At 54.3% G+C, this 18,484-nt stretch carries 15 protein-coding genes and 1 tRNA gene; 11 read left to right on the top strand and 5 right to left on the bottom strand.

The genetic code is table 11. The annotated features are described in order from the left end of the window. Nucleotides 1-25: 25 nt before the first annotated feature. The 4 genes from pstC to NYE24_RS13090 all read left to right on the top strand — a co-directional run bounded on the left by pstC (nucleotide 26) and on the right by NYE24_RS13090 (nucleotide 3,006). The gene (gene pstC, locus NYE24_RS13105; RefSeq protein WP_036697583.1) at nucleotides 26-970 is read left to right on the top strand and encodes a phosphate ABC transporter permease subunit PstC; all 945 of its coding nucleotides are present in this window, start codon (nucleotides 26-28) and stop codon (nucleotides 968-970) included. After that, on the top strand, nucleotides 970-1,851 hold the full coding sequence (pstA, locus tag NYE24_RS13100; protein WP_036697581.1) for a phosphate ABC transporter permease PstA: 882 nt from the start codon (nucleotides 970-972) through the stop codon (nucleotides 1,849-1,851). Before pstC ends, pstA begins: the two co-directional genes overlap by 1 nt. A gap of 320 nt (nucleotides 1,852-2,171) precedes the next feature. Then, entirely contained in the window at nucleotides 2,172-2,564 is a 393-nt protein-coding gene (locus tag NYE24_RS13095; protein WP_341026614.1) for a hypothetical protein, read from the top strand. Beyond that, the gene (locus tag NYE24_RS13090; RefSeq protein WP_342478842.1) at nucleotides 2,557-3,006 is read left to right on the top strand and encodes a hypothetical protein; all 450 of its coding nucleotides are present in this window, start codon (nucleotides 2,557-2,559) and stop codon (nucleotides 3,004-3,006) included. The genes NYE24_RS13095 and NYE24_RS13090 overlap by 8 nt, the downstream gene beginning before the upstream one ends. Before the next feature lie 808 nt (nucleotides 3,007-3,814). On the opposite strand, the gene NYE24_RS13085 is transcribed toward NYE24_RS13090, so the two are convergent. Then, nucleotides 3,815-3,888, bottom strand: a tRNA-Arg gene (locus tag NYE24_RS13085). A gap of 153 nt (nucleotides 3,889-4,041) precedes the next feature. On the opposite strand from NYE24_RS13085, the gene NYE24_RS13080 reads away from it, so the two are divergent. The 5 genes from NYE24_RS13080 (at nucleotide 4,042) to ispG (ending at nucleotide 9,820) form a co-directional block, all read left to right on the top strand. Then, nucleotides 4,042-4,971, top strand: a complete 930-nt coding sequence (locus NYE24_RS13080) for a hypothetical protein (protein ID WP_036697578.1) — start codon at nucleotides 4,042-4,044, stop codon at nucleotides 4,969-4,971. A gap of 95 nt (nucleotides 4,972-5,066) precedes the next feature. Next, nucleotides 5,067-6,410, top strand: a complete 1,344-nt coding sequence (gene tig / locus NYE24_RS13075) for a trigger factor (RefSeq protein ID WP_076159905.1) — start codon at nucleotides 5,067-5,069, stop codon at nucleotides 6,408-6,410. Between the two features lie 282 nt (nucleotides 6,411-6,692). After that, on the top strand, nucleotides 6,693-7,283 hold the full coding sequence (gene clpP / locus NYE24_RS13070; RefSeq protein ID WP_036697575.1) for an ATP-dependent Clp endopeptidase proteolytic subunit ClpP: 591 nt from the start codon (nucleotides 6,693-6,695) through the stop codon (nucleotides 7,281-7,283). A 12-nt stretch (nucleotides 7,284-7,295) separates the two neighbouring features. Beyond that, entirely contained in the window at nucleotides 7,296-8,552 is a 1,257-nt protein-coding gene (gene clpX / locus NYE24_RS13065; protein ID WP_036697574.1) for an ATP-dependent Clp protease ATP-binding subunit ClpX, read from the top strand. A 128-nt stretch (nucleotides 8,553-8,680) separates the two neighbouring features. Beyond that, nucleotides 8,681-9,820, top strand: coding sequence for a flavodoxin-dependent (E)-4-hydroxy-3-methylbut-2-enyl-diphosphate synthase (ispG, locus tag NYE24_RS13060; RefSeq protein ID WP_036697705.1), 1,140 nt, complete (start codon nucleotides 8,681-8,683; stop codon nucleotides 9,818-9,820). Nucleotides 9,821-9,915: 95 nt separating this feature from the next. Here the strand turns inward: ispG and NYE24_RS13055 are convergent, their stop codons facing one another. From NYE24_RS13055 to NYE24_RS13040, 4 genes are read right to left on the bottom strand one after another with little or no spacing between them, the layout of a single operon-like run. Further along, on the bottom strand, nucleotides 9,916-11,019 hold the full coding sequence (locus NYE24_RS13055) for an endospore germination permease (RefSeq protein ID WP_342478841.1): 1,104 nt from the start codon (nucleotides 11,017-11,019) through the stop codon (nucleotides 9,916-9,918). Nucleotides 11,020-11,050: 31 nt separating this feature from the next. After that, entirely contained in the window at nucleotides 11,051-11,263 is a 213-nt protein-coding gene (locus NYE24_RS13050) for a hypothetical protein (RefSeq protein WP_036697571.1), read from the bottom strand. After that, on the bottom strand, nucleotides 11,260-12,468 hold the full coding sequence (locus tag NYE24_RS13045; RefSeq protein WP_036697569.1) for a Ger(x)C family spore germination protein: 1,209 nt from the start codon (nucleotides 12,466-12,468) through the stop codon (nucleotides 11,260-11,262). The genes NYE24_RS13050 and NYE24_RS13045 overlap by 4 nt, the downstream gene beginning before the upstream one ends. A 19-nt stretch (nucleotides 12,469-12,487) precedes the next feature. Further along, a complete protein-coding gene (locus NYE24_RS13040) occupies nucleotides 12,488-13,951 on the bottom strand; it encodes a spore germination protein (protein ID WP_342478840.1) in 1,464 nt (487 codons plus the stop codon). A gap of 188 nt (nucleotides 13,952-14,139) precedes the next feature. On the opposite strand from NYE24_RS13040, the gene lonB reads away from it, so the two are divergent. After that, nucleotides 14,140-15,849 carry an ATP-dependent protease LonB gene (lonB, locus tag NYE24_RS13035; RefSeq protein ID WP_036697567.1) on the top strand — a complete coding sequence of 570 codons (1,710 nt, stop codon included), beginning with the start codon at nucleotides 14,140-14,142 and terminating at the stop codon, nucleotides 15,847-15,849. Between the two features lie 234 nt (nucleotides 15,850-16,083). Then, complete coding sequence (gene lon, locus NYE24_RS13030) at nucleotides 16,084-18,477, top strand: endopeptidase La (RefSeq protein WP_051493829.1); 2,394 nt, start codon at nucleotides 16,084-16,086, stop codon at nucleotides 18,475-18,477. The last annotated feature ends 7 nt before the right edge of the window (nucleotides 18,478-18,484 follow it).

Genomic DNA, 18,484 nt, shown 5'->3' with positions numbered 1-18,484 from the left:
GTTGGCCTCTTACAGGAGGGAAAGTATGGGGGCACCGGTTCATAGCCTGACAGCGAAGACACAGACAAGCCTAGAGGAAGTCAAACGTAACACCAAAAGGCACCGCAGACATCTGCTGGGCAACAGCATCTCCCGTTATTATTTCTTATTCAGCATCCTTGCGCTCTGTCTTGTGCTGGGACTAGTTATTGTATTCATTGGCAAAACGGCGCTGCTGCTCTTCACCCGCATCTCCCCGCAGGACTTCTTCTTCTCGTTCAACTGGACGCCGGAAGAGGATGCCTTCGGCGCAGCCGCCTTCATCGTAAATACATTGTCGCTTACCGCGCTGACCCTGGTCATTGCCGTGCCCATCTCGGTTGGGATGGCTGTGCTCTGTGCGGAGATTGCCCCGAAGTGGCTGAAGAGCTTCATCCGTCCGGTACTGGATCTGCTGGTCGGTATTCCTTCTATTGTATATGGCTATCTAGGCTTGACCGTGCTGCTGCCCTTCCTGCGCAGAGTCAGCGGAGAAGGTCTCGGGGACGGACTGCTCGCCGCCGCACTCGTGCTGGCATTGATGGTACTGCCGACCATCTGCCGGATCAGCGATGATGCTATTGTGGCTGTTCCGCGCAAATACCGCGACGCTGCCTATGCGCTCGGTTCGACCCGCCTTCAAGTCATTATGCGCGTCGTGCTGCCCGCTGCCAGCCGGGGCATTATCTCGGCAGTGATTCTGGGCATGACCCGCGCAGTCGGGGAGACCATGGCGGTGGTGATGGTCATCGGCAATACGCCGCAGCTGGCGAAGAGCCTGTTCGCACCCACCTCGGTGTTGACCAGTAATATCGTGATGCAGATTTCCAACGTGGAGTTCGACTCCACCTGGAACTACTCCCTGCATATGATGGCCTTCCTGCTGCTGCTGATCTCGTTTGTACTGATTCTGATTATCCGGCTCCTGGGCCGCAAACGGAGGGATGCCTGATGAACGGATTCACGCGCACACGCCATACGGCCAGAGCCCAGCGGCGTAATAAACTGGCTACCATCGGCTTCTATACGCTGGGCGTTCTGGTCATGCTGCTGATCTTCTGGCTGCTGTTCACCATCCTGAGCAAAGGCTTGCCTTCGCTCAGACCTGATTTCCTGCTCAAGCAGCCGGAGGAGATCGATCCCGGCGGCGGGATTGGTCCCGTCCTGTTCAACTCCTTCTATATCCTGTTCATCTCTCTCTTGATCTCGGTTCCCATCGGGATCGGGGCAGGGATCTATATGGCGGAGTACGCGCCGGATAATGCCTTCACGGGTGCGCTGCGCATCTGCGTGGAATCCCTGGCCTCGGTGCCGTCCATCGTGTTCGGTCTGCTGGGCCTTGCGATCTTCGCCGAGTACTTCGGCGTCGGCCTGACGATCCTCGGCGGGGGAGTCAGCCTGGCGCTGCTGAATCTGCCGATGCTGGCCCGCGTCACGGAGGAAGCGGTGCGAGCGGTTCCCGGCGAGATCCGTGAAGCCGGCTATGCCCTCGGCATGACGAAGTTCCATGTCATCCGCAAGGTCGTCGTGCCGGTAGCCCTTCCGGCCATCGTCACCGGCGTCTGCCTGGTGGCTGGACGCGCCTTCGGGGAGTCGGCGGTCATCCTCCTGACCGCCGGACTCAGCACCTCCGGCGAGATGTGGGACTTCAACCTGTTCTCACCGGGTGAGACTCTGGCTGTGCATCTGTGGTACGTGCAGTCTGAGGCCATTGTCGAGGATGCGCGGCAAATCGCGGATAAGTCTGCTGCCGTGCTGGTCTTTGTCGTGCTGCTGATCAACTTTATGTTCCGCTTCCCGCTGTGGCTGGGCAACCGCCGCCGGGGACGCTGAGACGGATGCAAACGGGTGAATAGAGCTATATCCTGGAAGAACAGGCTGCTCTGCTATGGAAGTTTCATGGCGGGCAGCCTGTTTGCTGTGTAATCGAGGAAGCTTCGGATGGCTCAGAGAAGCGCTGAAACTCACCACTAAATCTCCTGTTTCACGGTCTGGATATGCTATTATTGGACTATAAAATACGCGCAGTCTGGACTAGCCTGTGCCCATTATAAGGACAAGGAGGAAGAACGCTGTGAGCACGAAGAAGACCAACCGCCTAAGCCGAACCGGAAGCAGATGACCGCGTATCCATTGAATCCGGGAAGCTTCCCATGATCGAGTTCCCCGTCTACGGCTGGACCGTCCGGCGGGAACGGGTGGCTGAGGAGCTGCTGCGGGAGTGGGAGCAGTGGCTGGACCAAGGGATCACGCCGGTCAGTATGGAGTATCTGAAGGAACGGAACCGGGGCATGATTCTTTTATTTCTGTTCAAAATCCTATGTTCCGGTGACCGGTTGGACGAGAGCGCATGGCATGGACTGCTTCTGGACTGGGCGCAATCGCTGATCGGACGCACGCGCGATCCTGTTCTGCTGCAGTGTACCGAATGCGGCAATCCGTTTGTATTCGATCACCTTGATTTTAGCTGCTACCGGGTGGATGGGATTTACTTCCCGGAGAAGTGCGGGCGCTGCAGGAATATGGAGGAAGGCATGCATGAATAGGCAGCAATTGAGCAAGAAAGTGGGCGAAATTGTTAAGAAGCTCATTGCGGGAAAGGGCGTTGTCACTCCCTTGAAGGTCTTTCTCAGACTTGGAGCAGTCAGTCCTGAACAGGTAGAAGAGTGGCGTCTGGGCAAAGTTCCTTATCTGGAACGGGTCCTTCGCGGCAACCTGTCGCAGTTCAACTTCATCCTGTCACTGATCCGTCAGAAGGCACGGGAGCATGAACTGAAGCCATCCCATACCGCTTATGTCAAAAGGGGAAAGGGCCCCAAGCGTCCGCTTCGCTTCTCGAAGACTGGAGATGTAGCGATGGAACAGCGTTATTCTACACATTATGTAACCACGAACCCTGCCCCAGCGGAAACGGAAAAAAGTTCAGGAAATGCTGCGGCAAATATTGAGGCGAATATTGAGGCGCAAATGCTTAATAGTGGGACTTGAACTGCTTCAGGGTGAACGAATAGAATGTAGCCACCAGCTGAGTTATCCGGACTGAGGGGACGCTATTCGTCGAAAAAACCAACTTTGCTGTCTTAAACGGACTCAGTGGACGTTAAAGTGTTCATTCGAGCTGAAAAAGCGGAGAAACGGGTTACTTAACGGCCCCTGAGTCCGCATGACCCTGCGGACAGGCGTGATCCGCCGGAATAAGGGATCTCCAGTCCGCATAGTTTGTGTTTGGTTCCCATCCTCCACTACGACAAGAGTAGTGGTTTCTTTGGAAGTTCATTTCCCGCTCAAACAGCGGAGAGGACGGAACGATTGTGTAAAAGCGGCAGCGTTCGCCTTGGTTTCTGGATTTTTACCGCTAAGGGGAATGAGGAAAATCTGGAAAACACAGCGATTGGAACAACGGTCCGTTCGCGCAGCGTCCACCCAAGCGCCCACATTGATCCTACTCAAAATAAAAGGGGGTTCTCATCCCCAGAACGACAAAACAGCCTTCCCAAAGGAAGGCTGCTGTTTTGACGTCCCGGAAGGGATACAGCCCATTCGGGCTGATTGCGAAGTAGTGCTATCGAAGCTTATGCTCCAACGTCCCCGCTGGCGCTGGGTTCTCATCCCCAGAACGACAAAACAGCCCTCCCGAAGGAAGGCTGCTGTTTTGACGTCCCGGAAGGGATACAGCCCATTCGGGCTGATTGCGAAGTAGTGCTATCGAAGCTTATGCTCCAACGTCCCCGCTGGCGCTGGGTTCTCATCCTCCGGACGCCAAAACAGCCTTCCCAAAGGAAGGCTGCTGTTTTGACGTCCCGGAAGGGATTCGAACCCCCGACCGTGCGCTTAGAAGGCGCATGCTCTATCCAACTGAGCTACCGGGACATGATGACTGACTGAAAAGCAAGCAAAAATTATGTTATCATACATAGTTAACTTTTTCAACTTGTTTTTTTGAAACCGTGCAGGGATATGCTATAATCTACAATTGATTAAGGTTCAGAAGCGATTACAGTTCGGAGAAAAGGAGGTGCCCTCATGAATCAATTCAATTCCCCCGCCAAAGAGAACATCGTGCTGTTTCCCAAGACCCTGGATTACTATCAGATTCAGCTCACAGTTATGCTGGAGAGTGAACGTTATGGGGAGGCGATGGAGCTGCTGCGTTTTTTGCTGCAGTGCCAGGGACAGGAAGAGCGGCACTACGAGGAATGGCGGTCGCTGCTGGAATGGCTGGTGGCGGCCTTCCCCTACGCGGCGCAGGGCGGTGACGGGAACGGAGCCCCGGATGCGGAGGAGATGGATCTGGGGGAAGAGGATATGGCCCGGATTCTGGCCAGATCCAAGTTGGAGGAGGATGCGGAGTACCCGGATAAACTGCTGAAGCGGGTCATGAATGAACCGCTGTCCGAAGCGACAGTACTGGCGCTGGAGCAGCTCTCCTACCTGGAGGGGAGCGGGGTAGATGAAGCGCTGACCGGCTGGCTGCAGCAGGCCGAGGTGCATCCGCTGCTGCAATTCCGCACACTGCAGACGTTGCGGCGCAGAGGGGCGCAGGGGGCAATCAGGCTGAGCCGGGGCCATGAGGCTGCTGAGGTGGAGATCGAGACCGTGCCGCTGCAGAACGACGAGTTCCCGCCGCAGATCAGCCAGGTGCTGGAACGGGTGGCTGAGCAGGCGGAGGTGCATGAGCCGACGCTGTATTATTTTGCCCAGGAGCTGTGGGGGCAGTTCGTCATGTCCATCTACGGGACGGCGGATTACCGCAAGCTGCTGGACGGGGAGTATTCGCAGCTGGATATTTGGGCGGGAGCCCTGCACCAGATGGTGTCGGAGAGCCTGAACGGGAACCGCAAAGAAGAGGAAACACGGGGCATGTATGGCATAACGGACAGCATGCGCTTCCAATTTGAGGGGGCCTACCGTTCACTCAGGGGATTCGTAAAGAGTTCTCTACTTGATAAATAAAGTAATGTTGTATATAATATAGTGGTTATTCTGTGCGTGAAATGTTGGACTATTTAAGTAAAAATGTAACCTATTTTTGGAGGGAAAAGTATATTATGAAAGCAACTTGGGAAAAAATAGAGAAGAACCTCGGAGTTCTTGAAGTCGAAGTTGAAGCGGAACGCGTAGCTGCAGCACTCGACAAAGCCTTTAATAAAGTGGTAAAGAAAGCAAACGTACCTGGATTCCGTAAAGGTAAAGTGCCACGGCCGATTTTTGAATCCCGTTTCGGTGTTGAAAGCCTGTATCAGGATGCTATCGACATTCTTCTTCCTGAAGCTTACGGCGAAGCCGTTGAACAGACTGACATCTTCCCTGTAGACCGTCCTGAAGTGGACATCGAGCAATTCGCTAAGGGCCAGCCGTTCATCTTCAAAGCGAAGATCACAGTTAAGCCTGAAGTGAAGCTGGGCGAGTACAAAGGTCTGGAAGTACCAGTACAGAAGGCAGAAGTAACTGACGAAGAGCTGAATGCTGAACTGAAGCGTCTGCAAGAGCGTCACGCTGAGCTTGTTGTTATCGAAGAAGGAGCAGCAGCGAACGGCGACATCACTGTAATTGATTTTGACGGTTCGGTTGACGGCGTTCCTTTCGAAGGCGGACAGGCTGAGCGTCATTCCCTGGAGCTGGGCAGCAATTCCTTCATTCCAGGATTCGAAGAGCAGGTAGTGGGCATGTCCACTGGAGACTTCAAGGATGTTGAAGTAACCTTCCCTGAGACTTATCACGCTGCTGAACTGGCAGGCAAAGCTGCTGTATTCAAAGTGAAGCTGCACGAAATCAAGCGCAAACAGCTTCCTGAGCTGGATGATGAATTCGCCAAGGATGTTAGTGAATTCGACACACTGGAAGAATACAAGGCAGACCTGAAGGCACAGCTCGAATCCCGCAAGCAGGAAGAGCTGAAGAGCGTTCGTGAATCCGCAGTAGTTGACGCAGCAGCAGCAAATGCTGAAGTTGAAATTCCTGAGGCTATGATCGCCAGCGAAGTGGAGAACATGGTTCGTGACTTCGATACCCGTCTTCGCCAGCAGGGCATGAACATGGACATGTTCCTTAGCTTCTCCGGCCAGACCCGTGAAGACCTGCAAGGACAAATGAAGGGCGATGCTGAGAAGCGCGTTCGTAACAACCTTGTTCTGGAAGTTATTGCTAAGGAAGAGAAGATCGAAGTGTCGGAAGAAGAAGTTACGCAAGAGCTGGCTACTATGGCTGAAGCTTACAAGCGTTCTCCTGAAGAAATCCGCAGCATTCTGGCAGCCAATGGTTCCCTGAGCAGCCTGAACGATGAGATCTCCCTGCGCAAGACAATCGAGTTCCTCGTTAGCAACAGCGTGGAAGTTGAAGCTCCGGCAGCACCTGCAGAAGAAGCGGCAGCAGAAGAAGCAAAGGCTGAGTAAGCTTCAATCCCTTACCTAGAACGGCTATCCATTAGCCTCCATAGAGATTTGATAAGGCACGTAAGTTTTTGTTACGTGCCTTATTTTTATCGGGGGCCGGGCGTTTGGTAGTACATATCATGAACCCTTCAATTGGCATTGTCTGTGGAATTGCGTTATAATGGCATGCACATGAACAATGCGGTTTAGGGACCGAGTGAATAAATGACATCCCGCTTTGAACGTGTTAAAATATTTCTGAAACGGAAAGACTAATCTGTATAGAGAAAAGAGGTTGGTGGCATGAGTCTGGTACCAATGGTTGTGGAAACGACAAGCCGGGGAGAACGCTCATACGATATCTATTCCAGATTGCTCAAGGATCGCATCATCTTCCTGAGCAGTGCGATTGACGATGATGTCGCCAATCTGGTTATTGCGCAGTTGCTGTTCCTGGCAGCAGATGACCCCGAAAAAGACATTCACTTGTACCTCAACTCGCCCGGTGGTTCTGTTACAGCCGGCATGGGTATATATGATACGATGCAATATATCAAACCGGATGTTTCAACGATTTGCGTAGGGATGGCAGCCAGTATGGGATCATTGCTCCTGACAGCCGGAGCGCCGGGCAAGAGATATGCGCTGACTAACAGCGAGGTTATGATTCATCAGCCGCTCGGCGGCGTTCAGGGGCAGGCGTCCGACATCTGGATTCACACCGACTGGATTCTCAAGACGAAGCAGAAGCTGAATCAGATTTATGTAGAGCGCACAGGTCAGCCCCTTGACAAAATCGAACGGGATACAGACCGCGATAACTTCATGAGCGCGGAAGAAGCGAAGGAATACGGGCTCATTGACCAGGTACTCTCTTCACCGATCATATCTTAAAGGGGTGGTTAGATGTTTAAATTTAATGATGAAAAAGGGCAGTTGAAATGTTCCTTTTGCGGCAAATCACAAGAGCAGGTTCGTAAGCTCGTAGCGGGACCTGGCGTTTATATATGTGACGAATGCATCGAGCTATGCACAGAGATTGTGGAAGAGGAGCTTGGCCACGAGGAAGAGCTGGATATGAAGGATATTCCGAAACCGAAGGAAATCCGCGATATCTTGGACCAATATGTTATCGGCCAGGAGCAAGCGAAGAAATCGCTCTCCGTTGCTGTATACAATCACTACAAGCGCGTGAACAGCCAGAGCAAGATTGAAGATGTGGAGCTGACGAAGAGCAACATTCTGCTGCTCGGACCTACAGGCTCCGGTAAGACCCTGCTGGCGCAGACGATGGCGAAGATCATCAACGTGCCTTTTGCCATTGCAGATGCCACTTCCCTTACGGAAGCCGGTTATGTGGGTGAAGACGTCGAGAACATTCTCCTGAAGCTGATTCAAGCGGCTGATTATGATGTAGAGAAAGCCGAACGCGGCATTATCTATATAGACGAAATTGATAAGGTAGCGCGTAAATCCGAGAATCCGTCCATTACCCGCGACGTATCCGGTGAAGGCGTTCAGCAGGCGCTGCTGAAAATTCTGGAAGGTACGGTTGCTTCGGTTCCACCGCAAGGCGGACGCAAGCATCCTCATCAGGAATTCATCCAGATCGATACAACGAACATCCTGTTCATCGTGGGCGGTGCCTTCGACGGCCTGGAGCAAATGATCAAGCGCCGTATCGGCAAAAAAGTCATCGGCTTCAACGCTGCGGTGGAAGGACAGAAGGACCTCAAGGCCGGTGAATACCTGTCCATGGTATTGCCTGAGGACCTGCTGAAGTTCGGCCTCATCCCCGAGTTCGTCGGCCGTCTGCCGGTCATCTCGACCTTGGAACCGCTTGATGAGAGCACCCTGGTACGTATTCTCTCCGAGCCTAAGAATGCGCTCGTGAAGCAGTATGTGAAGCTGCTGGAGATGGATAATGTAGCTCTGAAGTTCGAACCGCTTGCTCTTGAAGCGATTGCGAAGGAAGCGATCAAGCGCAACACCGGTGCCCGTGGACTGCGTGCCATCATTGAGAGCATTATGCTTGATGTGATGTACGAGGTGCCTTCACGTGATGACATTAAGGATTGTGTCATTACCGAGCAGGTTGTTAAGGAGAAGTCTCTGCCGGAGCTTAGTCTCAAGAAGGATAAGAAAAAAGAAGAAAGCGCGTAAGTCAGGCTTCATTACCCGGCCTGACCCGGCTTAACAATACAGCTCAGGGTCTCCACTTTCTCCCGCACCCCCGCATGACCTGCGGGAGCGGAGAGGGTGGAGCTTTGATCGTTATGGGGGAGAAAATCATGTTCCTGAGACACCAGACCCGTCCCGTCAATGTTGGCGGAGTGATTATCGGGGGTAACAACGAGGTTGCAATCCAAAGCATGTGTACGACCAAGACCGCCGATGTAGAGGCAACCGTGGCCGAGATTCTGCGGCTGGAGGAAGCTGGCTGTCAGCTCGTGCGTGTAACGGTCAACAATGAGGAAGCGGCAGCAGCGATTAAGGAAATCAAGAAGCAGATTCATATCCCGCTCGTAGCGGATATTCATTTCAATTACAAGCTGGCCTTGCTGGCGATTGAGAACGGCATCGACAAGGTGCGGATCAATCCCGGCAATATCGGACGCCGTGATAAGGTGGAAGCTGTCGTTAAGGCCTGTAAGGACAAGGGGATACCGATCCGGATCGGTGTGAATGCCGGTTCACTGGAGAATCACCTGCTGGAGAAATACGGTTATCCTACACCGGAGGCTATGGTTGAGAGTGCCCTATACCATATCGGCATTCTCGAAGAGCTGGACTTCCACGATATCATCGTGTCCCTGAAGGCATCCGATGTGCCGATGGCCATCGAGGCTTACCGTCAAGCTGCAGAAGTGATTCCTTATCCGCTGCATCTGGGTATCACTGAATCCGGCACTCTGTTCGCCGGAACAGTGAAGAGCTCGGCCGGGATCGGTGCGCTGCTCTCCATGGGTATCGGTAGTACGGTGCGGATCTCCCTGAGTGCTGATCCGGTGGAGGAAGTGAAGGTGGCGCGTGAGCTGCTGAAGACCTTCGGTCTGATCTCGAATGCCGCTACCCTGATCTCCTGTCCGACTTGCGGACGCCTGGATATTGACCTCTTCTCGATTGCGAACGAAGTGGAGGAGTACATCTCCAAGCTGAAGGTGCCGATTAAGGTATCTGTCCTCGGGTGTGCGGTGAATGGTCCAGGGGAAGCCAGAGAAGCAGACATCGGCATCGCCGGTGCGCGCGGAGAAGGGCTGTTGTTCCGTTACGGCAAGATGATCCGCAAGGTGCCTGAGGCAGAGCTCGTCTCCGAGCTGAAGAAGGAGATTGACATTATTGTCGAGCATTTCGAGGCGACCGGCGAGATTCCCGGCCGTAGCCACGCGGGACTTGCTCCGGCGGTTCAAATCGGCAGTACAGAGAACTAATTCTATATATAACAGCGCCCTGCCCGTTTGCGGATGATCTGCAAACGGGCAGGGCTTTTTTGCTAAATAGAAGAATGTATAGGCATAACCAGGTCTTAAGACTTGGCTGCCGAGGCAGCCAGCTTGCTCCTTATCAGCGCAATCCCATATATCAGCAGAGGGATGAATACGAGGTGGATGGCAGCGAATTTCCACCAGGCATTCTGCACCCTATCTATGAGATAGGCCATGTTGATATAAATATTGGAGGCGAAGACGAACAACAGAACCGCCAAAGGAAAGATCAGGTGAGTGGTGCGCTTCAGACTGAATACGGTCTGGAAATTTTGTAGGAGCAGCAGAAAGAGCAAGGAGATTTTGATAAAGAAGGTCATAATCCAGATCGTAATTAACATTCCTTCAACTCGTTGCAGTACGTTGCCAATATTAATGGTCTTCGCCAGCACGAATACCGGATAGACGCTGTTCGAGGTCTGTTCAATCCCAAGGACCAGTACGCTGAGCAGTGTCAGTATGGAGAGGACTATCCCGCCGGTAATTATTCCGCTGAGCAAGACCCGTGCCCGCTTGGCGGGCAGCTTCACCAGGGGGAGGAAGCCCATCAATACAATGGGCTCTTGAAACATGGCGGACTGAATACCGGCGGCCAGAACAGGGCCCGGGCCATCCTCCATAATGGGGCGGATATGTGTCCAATTCGCTTGAGGGATCAGGGCCAGAACGAGCAGCGTGAGCAGAAGCAGCAGCCAGGGGAAGAGCAACTCACTCAACCGGCCCAGAATAATGATGCCTTTGCGCGCGCTGATGACGAGAACGAGCAGGAATATGAGTTTGGTTGCCTCAGACGGGGTCTCAGGCATAACCTCTGTGGTGATGAAGGTGCTCAGATCCCCCAGCAGCGCACTGGTAAGGATGAGAAAATAGAATAAATAGATGAGTGATAACGCCTTGCCCGGCCATCGGCCCAGCACAGACTCCAGAATCTCGAACAGAGTCTGGCCCGGATACAGACGGCAGAGGCCGAGACATAAGAGTGCCATCATAAGATTGATCAACAGGGCGAAGAGGGCAGCGATCCAGGCATCCTCTCTGGCGATTTGCGTTATTGTTCCGGGCAAGTCCAGAATGGAGGTTCCTGTCATCAGCCCGAAGGTCAGTATGAATAATTGTAAGGAGGAGAGGTTCTTGGACTTGCTCACTGGCCCATCATCCTTTCAGTTTAGTTAATGGTTACAAAGAGAGTAGCTTGATGATGCCATTGACCCAGTCCAAAGGCCGAATCAGAGTGGAACCTGCCATGTCGGCAATCGTGATTGAAGCTGCAAGCAGCCAGAGTGTGCAGAAGATCGTCGTATCCTGTGGAGAACGCAGCCGGATCAACCGGGGAAGCTGCATCAGAGCAGTGATCAGCAGGAACAGGAGCAGCAGCCAGTTCCAATTCATTTAAGCTCCATCTCCCTTCTCTGCGGCTGAACAATGGAACCAATCCGCCGGATCTGTAACTTGCATGCGATTCGTACCTTCACATGCTTGAAATGGTCATCCCATCCATCACGGTACTTCTTCCATACCCGGGGATATTTGCGGTGTAGTGCTTCGCCGAAGCCGAAGATATCCGAACCATAATCCTGCTGTACGCTCTGGATATTCCCCTCCATATTGTTAATGAACTTATTCTCAATCCGGGTCTCGATCAGCGCTATATTGGCCGGCTTAGTGAGGTCAAGGGTACCATTAACGGTCGTAAGATCGGACTCTGCATGGATGGAGAGTGTGAATTCAGGCTCTCCGGCAGAATTAAGCCGGGGCAGGATGCGGCTCTCCGAGCGGGTGATGATAAATCCGACCTTGCCCCCATCCGGGCAGGAGACAATTCCGTTCGAGGAATCGACCTCATTCAGCGTGTAATTAAGCGTTTTACTGGAGCTCTCATTCAGCCAGCCGACCAGACGGTCTTTTTTGAAAACAGCAATTCCCGCCTGGACAATCTGAGTCTTGGGGACAATGGATTCAATATTCTTGATTGTTCCTCCCTCTGACACATCGCCGTTCAGCCTTACGCCGGACATAATCGGATTGGAGCCGCCGCGCTCCAGTTCAAGAATGAACTGCTGCAGGGTGACTTTGCCGGTGGCTGCCCAATTTTTATGCGAGACCAGAATGGAGGAATAGAGCGAGCTGGCCGGAATCTGCTCGAACGGAGTATTAATCTCCAGAATGTCAGAGGCCTGAGAATTCTTCGCGACCACCAGGAAGAAATCACTGCGGAGCTGATGATCCCGGGTGATGAAATCAAGGATGTCACTGACTCCTTGCCGTGCCAGTTTTTCTCCGAGGACGAGCACCCGGATGTGGGATAAGTAGAGGGTACGCGGAGCCGTACTGAGCATGTGCTGGAGGGCATCGGGAACCGTCTGGCCTACGGCCTTGTAGGTAAGAACAGGCAGGCTTTTGCCTGCTGCTCCTTTTGTGCTGCGTGCTTCTCCCGAATTCAGCACCTGTGCAGAAACGGCATAACCCTCAGGTGCGGCATCAATTCCCATCGCCATGACCACGGCCAGCTCGTTCAGCTCCTTGCGGCTCCAGCATCCGGGCAATACCGCCAGACTGAAGAACAGGAGCAGACAGACTGCTTGTTGAATACGCATAGTAGGTTGCTCCTCTCTGTCAGTTATGCCCGGTATACTTCTTCATATTGCGTCTTGATAGCCTTATGAGGCTATCCTTCTGGCTAAGCCACTGCCAGGGGGCGAAGGAAGTCATGTAAGGAACACCTACGGATTCCAGGCTGCATAAGTGGAGACCCAGAATAATCAAAGCGACAACAATCCCGTATAGGCCGAAGGAAGCGCCAATCCCCATCATCACGAAGCGCAGAATCCGTACCGAGATCCCGATGTTGAAGGCGGGAAGGGCGAAGTTGGATATGGCTGTAATGGAGACGACGATGACCATAGCAGCCGAGACTAGCCCTGCATCCACCGCAGCCTGGCCAATAACCAGCGTACCTACGATAGATACGGACTGGCCCATTGATTTGGGCAGGCGGATACCGGCCTCACGCAGAATCTCGAAGGTGATCTCCATCAGGAAGGCTTCGAGAAATGCCGGGAACGGAATGCCTTCACGCTGCCCGATCAGACTGACCAGCAGGGTCGTCGGAATCATCTCCTGATGGAAGGTGGTGATCGCAATATAAAAGGCCGGGGTCAGCAGTGCTACAGTGAAGCAGAAATAACGGAGGATGCGGACCAGACTGGCAAAATCGCTCCGCTGATAGTAATCCTCACTGGATTGGAAGAACTGTACGAACAAGGCAGGAACGATGAGCACAAACGGCGTACCCTCAACCAGGATAGTGATCCGTCCTTCCAGCAGTGCTGATGCGGCGGAATCCGGGCGTTCCGTGTTATAGACCGTCGGAAAAGGGCTGTATTGCGGGTCCTGAATCATCTCCTCGATATAATTGCTCTCCAGTACACTGTCCAGCTTGGCCTCATCCAGCCGTCTGCGCAGCTGGGTCAGCACCCCGGGATCTACATTGCCTTCTATATACATTACAGCTACATTCGTCTGCGTCTGTTCCCCGAGGGTTCTCTCTTCAATGCGCAGCTTCGGGTTCTGGATTCTCCGCCGGATCAGGGCGGTATTCTCACGCAGGGATTCCGTGAAGCCTTCACGCGGCCCCCTTACAACGGATTGTGAGCCGGCATCCTCCACTGCCCGCTGCTTCAGCGCTTCCGTTCCGGCAGACAGCGCCTTCGGAGCTCCGTCAATGATGAGGATCGAGTTACCGGCGAGCAGCTCGCGTTCTACCTCCGTGTAATTACTGACCTCCCCGACCTTACCGAGGGAGAGCGTCCGTTCCTGCAGCAGCTTCAGACAGCTCTCTGGCTGAGACTGGCTGAACTGTTGATACAGACTGGAATCCTCGTGAATGGCCTGGATCATCTCCTGCGGATCTGCGAGTCCTTCAATGAATACAATTACAGCGGACGAAGGGCCGAGGGTGATGAACCGGTAGATGATATCTGTGCTTTTGCCCAGGCGGCTTTGTAGTCCTTCTAATATGGCGGACAGGGATTGCGGCAGCTTCTCCTGTGTATTTACAGTATTATACATCTGTGTCATGGTCATTCGCCTCCAGTCATCCGGTATAGTCTTTCCGTTTGTGGAAATCCTATGCAATCTATGAGTGCGGAAGGAGAATGGGATCCGGTTTTTTTGTTGCGGGAGTTTACGAATGTCTGAAACGGCTATACTACCTAGTAGTAGCTGAATACAGAATAGGCAGACGGAAGGATACAGGAGGGTGACCTATGGAACTAAGTATATTGCTGATGGTCGTGCAGCTCTTTTTCGCGCTGGTCATCGGCGTTTATTTTTGGAATCTGCTGCGGGGACAGAAGACGAACAAGACGGCGGTGGACCGGGAATCGCGCAAGGAGCTGGATAAGCTGCGGAAGATGCGGATGATCTCACTGACCAAGCCGCTCTCAGAAAAGACACGCCCCGCCTCTATCGACGATATCGTCGGACAGAAGGACGGGCTGCGCGCCTTGAAGGCCGCGCTGTGCAGTGCCAATCCGCAGCATGTGATTATCTACGGGCCTCCGGGTGTGGGCAAGACGGCAGCGGCGAGGGTGGTTATGGAGGAAGCGAAGAAGAATGCGTTGTCGCCGTTCAAGCGTGACGCCAAATTCACCGAGATCGATGCCACTACGGCGCGCTTCGACGAGCGCGGAATTGCCGATCCGCTAATCGGGTCCGTGCATGATCCGATCTATCAGGGAGCGGGGGCAATGGGCGTGGCCGGAGTCCCGCAGCCGAAGCCGGGCGCAGTAACCAAGGCACATGGGGGAATTCTCTTCCTCGATGAGATTGGCGAGCTGCATCCCATTCAGATGAACAAGCTGCTGAAGGTGCTGGAAGACCGTAAGGTGCTGCTGGAGAGCGCCTACTACAACTCGGAGGACAGTAATACACCAGCGTATATTCATGATATCTTCCAAAATGGCCTGCCTGCAGATTTCCGGCTGGTCGGAGCCACGACACGGTCGCCGGATGAGATCTCGCCTGCGCTGCGTTCGCGCTGCATGGAGATTTATTTCCGTCCGCTGCTGCCGGAGGAGATTGCCGTGATCGGACGGGATGCCGTTCAGAAGATCGGGCTGAAGCCAAGCCCCGAAGCGGTGGAGGTCGTGCAGCAGTATGCTACGAACGGCCGTGAGGCTGTAAATATGATTCAGCTGGCTGCGGGTCTTGCGCTGACCGAAGGCCGGGACACACTTAGCGCTGCGGAAGTGGAATGGGTCGCCAGCAGCAGCCAGCTGCCGCTGCGGACGGAGCGCAAAATCCCTTCCGCTCCGCAGGTCGGACTGGTCAATGGCCTTGCCGTCTACGGGCCCGGCATGGGCACGCTGCTGGAGATTGAGGTCTCAGCCGCGCCCGCCCTTAACGGGCCGGGCAGGCTGAATATCACCGGGGTAGTCGATGAAGAGGAGACACGCGGCGGCTCGCGGACTGTGCGTCGCAAGAGCATGGCCCGGGGCTCCATCGAGAATGTGCTGACCGTCCTGCGCTCCATGAAGCTGGAGCCGGACAAGTATGACCTGCACATTAACTTCCCCGGAGGGACGCCGATTGACGGCCCGTCCGCCGGGGTGGCCATGGCGGTGGCCATCGTCTCTGCCATCCGGCACCTGCCGGTGGACAACACGGTGGCAATCACCGGGGAGGTCGGTATCCATGGCCGGGTGAAGCCGGTCGGCGGCGTGGTCGCCAAGGTGGAGGCTGCCTTCCAGGCGGGAGCAACGACCGTGCTGATCCCGAAGGAGAACTGGCAGTCGCTGTTCGCCGATCTTGGCGCGCTGCGGGTGATTCCGGTGGACACGGTGGAGGAAGTGTTCCGCCACCTGTTCGGCACGGATACGGCAGACATCAGAATGCCCGCCGTATCCGGCGAGACCTTCTCTTCAGCGCCTTCACTTCTGAAGGCGGATGCTTCGGGCGAGAGTATGCCCGGGTAAGACAGGCACAGTGTGAAGGAATCCCCTGGCGGGCAAGCGCCGGGGGATTTTTTTGAGTGGATGAAGAAGGGAGAGCAGCGGCATAGGACACGAATGTTCAGCGAATACTACATACCGATGGGTGAGCATGCCAATAACGCCAATTGCGGACACGGGTTGTTGGTGTTTTCATGCGGCTTTTGTTAGAATGAATGCATATGACACTACTTATGAACCATGGGAGGTGCGAAAGCGATGATACAAAATAAATCCAAAGGTCGTCGTTTTCCTTTATTACCGCTTAGAGGTCTTCTTGTATATCCCAGTATGGTTCTGCATCTGGATGTAGGCCGTGAGAAGTCCGTCCGGGCACTAGAGAAAGCTATGGTTGAAGATAATCTGATTCTCCTCTGCTCCCAGTCGGAAGTTAATATTGAAGAGCCGGGGCAAGAGGATATATTCCGCGTAGGTACGGTGGCGAATGTGCGGCAGATGCTGAAGCTCCCCAACGGCACGATCCGTGTGCTGGTGGAAGGCGTAGAGCGGGCCGAGATTATTCATTATACGGACAACGAAGAGTACTATGAGGTGATGGCGCGTGAGCTGCCGGAGCAGGAGGATGTGGACCAGGAGAGCGATGCCCTGATGCGCAGCGTGCTGAGCCAGTTCGAACACTACATCACTTTGTCCAAAAAAGTAACGCCAGAGACACTCGCTGCGGTCTCCGATATCGAGGAGCCCGGGAGGCTGGCGGATGTTATCACCAGTCATCTGGCGCTGAAGATCAAGGACAAACAGGAGATCCTGGAGACCATTGACGTCAGCAAGCGTCTGGAGAAGCTGCTCGATATCCTCAATAATGAGCGCGAAGTGCTGGAACTCGAACGCAAGATCAGCCAGCGCGTGAAGAAGCAGATGGAGAAGACCCAGAAGGAGTATTACCTGCGCGAGCAGATGAAAGCGATCCAGAAGGAGCTTGGCGAGAAGGAAGGCCGGGCCGGCGAAGCTGATGAGCTGCGCGCTCAGATGGAAGAGAAGAACCTGCCGGAGCGGGTGCAGGAGAAGATCCTGAAGGAAATCGACCGGCTGGAGAAAATGCCGGCAAGCTCGGCCGAAGGCAGCGTCATCCGCAACTATGTGGATTGGCTGCTCGGTCTGCCCTGGAGCGAAGCTACGGAAGATGATCTGGATATCCGTAAGGCAGAAGAAGTGCTGGACGCAGACCATTATGGTCTGGAGAAGCCGAAGGAACGGGTGCTGGAATACCTGGCCGTGCAGAAGCTGGTCAAGGGTCTGAAGGGACCGATTCTGTGTCTGGTAGGTCCTCCGGGCGTCGGCAAAACCTCGCTCGCCCGCTCCATCGCCCGCTCCCTGAACCGCAAGTTCGTCCGCATCTCGCTGGGCGGCGTGCGGGATGAAGCCGAGATCCGGGGTCACCGCCGTACGTATGTCGGCGCAATGCCGGGCCGGATCATCCAGGGAATGAAGACGGCAGGCAGCATTAATCCGGTCTTCCTGCTGGATGAGATCGACAAGATGGCAGCGGACTTCCGCGGCGATCCGTCGGCGGCCCTGCTGGAGGTGCTGGACCCGGAACAGAACAATACGTTCAGCGATCACTTCGTAGAGCTGCCGTTCGACTTGTCGAATGTCATGTTCGTCACTACGGCGAATGCCGTGCATAACATCCCGCGTCCGCTGCTGGACCGGATGGAGATGCTGTTCATTCCCGGCTATACGGAGCTGGAGAAGCTGGAGATTGCCAGCCGCTATCTGCTGCCGAAGCAGCGCAAGAGCCACGGCCTTGCGGAAGAGCAGCTGTCCATCGGAGATGATACGCTGCTGAAGATGGTGCGCGAGTACACCCGCGAATCCGGGGTGCGGAATCTGGAGCAGCAGATTGCTGCCCTTTGCCGCAAGGCGGCGAAGCAGATCGTCTCCGAAGAGAAGGAGCGCGTCAGCATTCTTCCGGAAGAGATCAAGGATTACCTGGGAGCCTCCAAGTACCGCTATGGAATGGCAGAGCTGGAGGATCAGATCGGTACCGTTACCGGGCTGGCCTGGACAGAGGTTGGCGGCGATACGCTGCTGATTGAAGTAACGGTAGTCCAGGGCACCGGGAAGCTGACGCTGACTGGACAGCTCGGCGATGTAATGAAGGAGTCGGCGCAGGCCGCCTTCAGCTATACCCGCTCGAAGGCGGAGGAGCTGGGGCTTGCTCCTGATTTTCACGAGAAGAACGATATTCACATCCATATTCCCGAAGGTGCCATTCCCAAGGACGGCCCGTCCGCAGGGATTACAATCGCCACGGCGCTGATCTCTGCGCTCACCAAGCGTTATGTCTCCAAGCATGTTGCCATGACCGGTGAGATCACGCTGCGCGGACGCGTATTGCCTATCGGAGGTCTTAAGGAGAAATCGCTGGCTGCCCACCGTGCAGGCTACAAGAAGATTCTTATTCCGAAGGACAATGAACGCGACCTCAAGGATATTCCTGAGAGTGTCCTTAGTGATGTCGAGTTCGTGCCGGTATCCCATATGGATCAGGTACTGAAGCATGCGCTCGTAGATCATGAAGAAGGCATCAATACCGATTCAGACTCAGACACAGAAATAAGCATTGAAGCGCCGAGTAGTGTGCATTAGAAAGGAA

The sequence above is a fragment of the Paenibacillus sp. FSL H7-0350 genome, from assembly GCF_038593195.1.
GTDB lineage: Bacteria > Bacillota > Bacilli > Paenibacillales > Paenibacillaceae > Paenibacillus_AQ.
The sequence above is the reverse complement of the archived record's forward strand: the minus strand, read 5'-3'. Positions and strand labels throughout refer to the sequence as shown.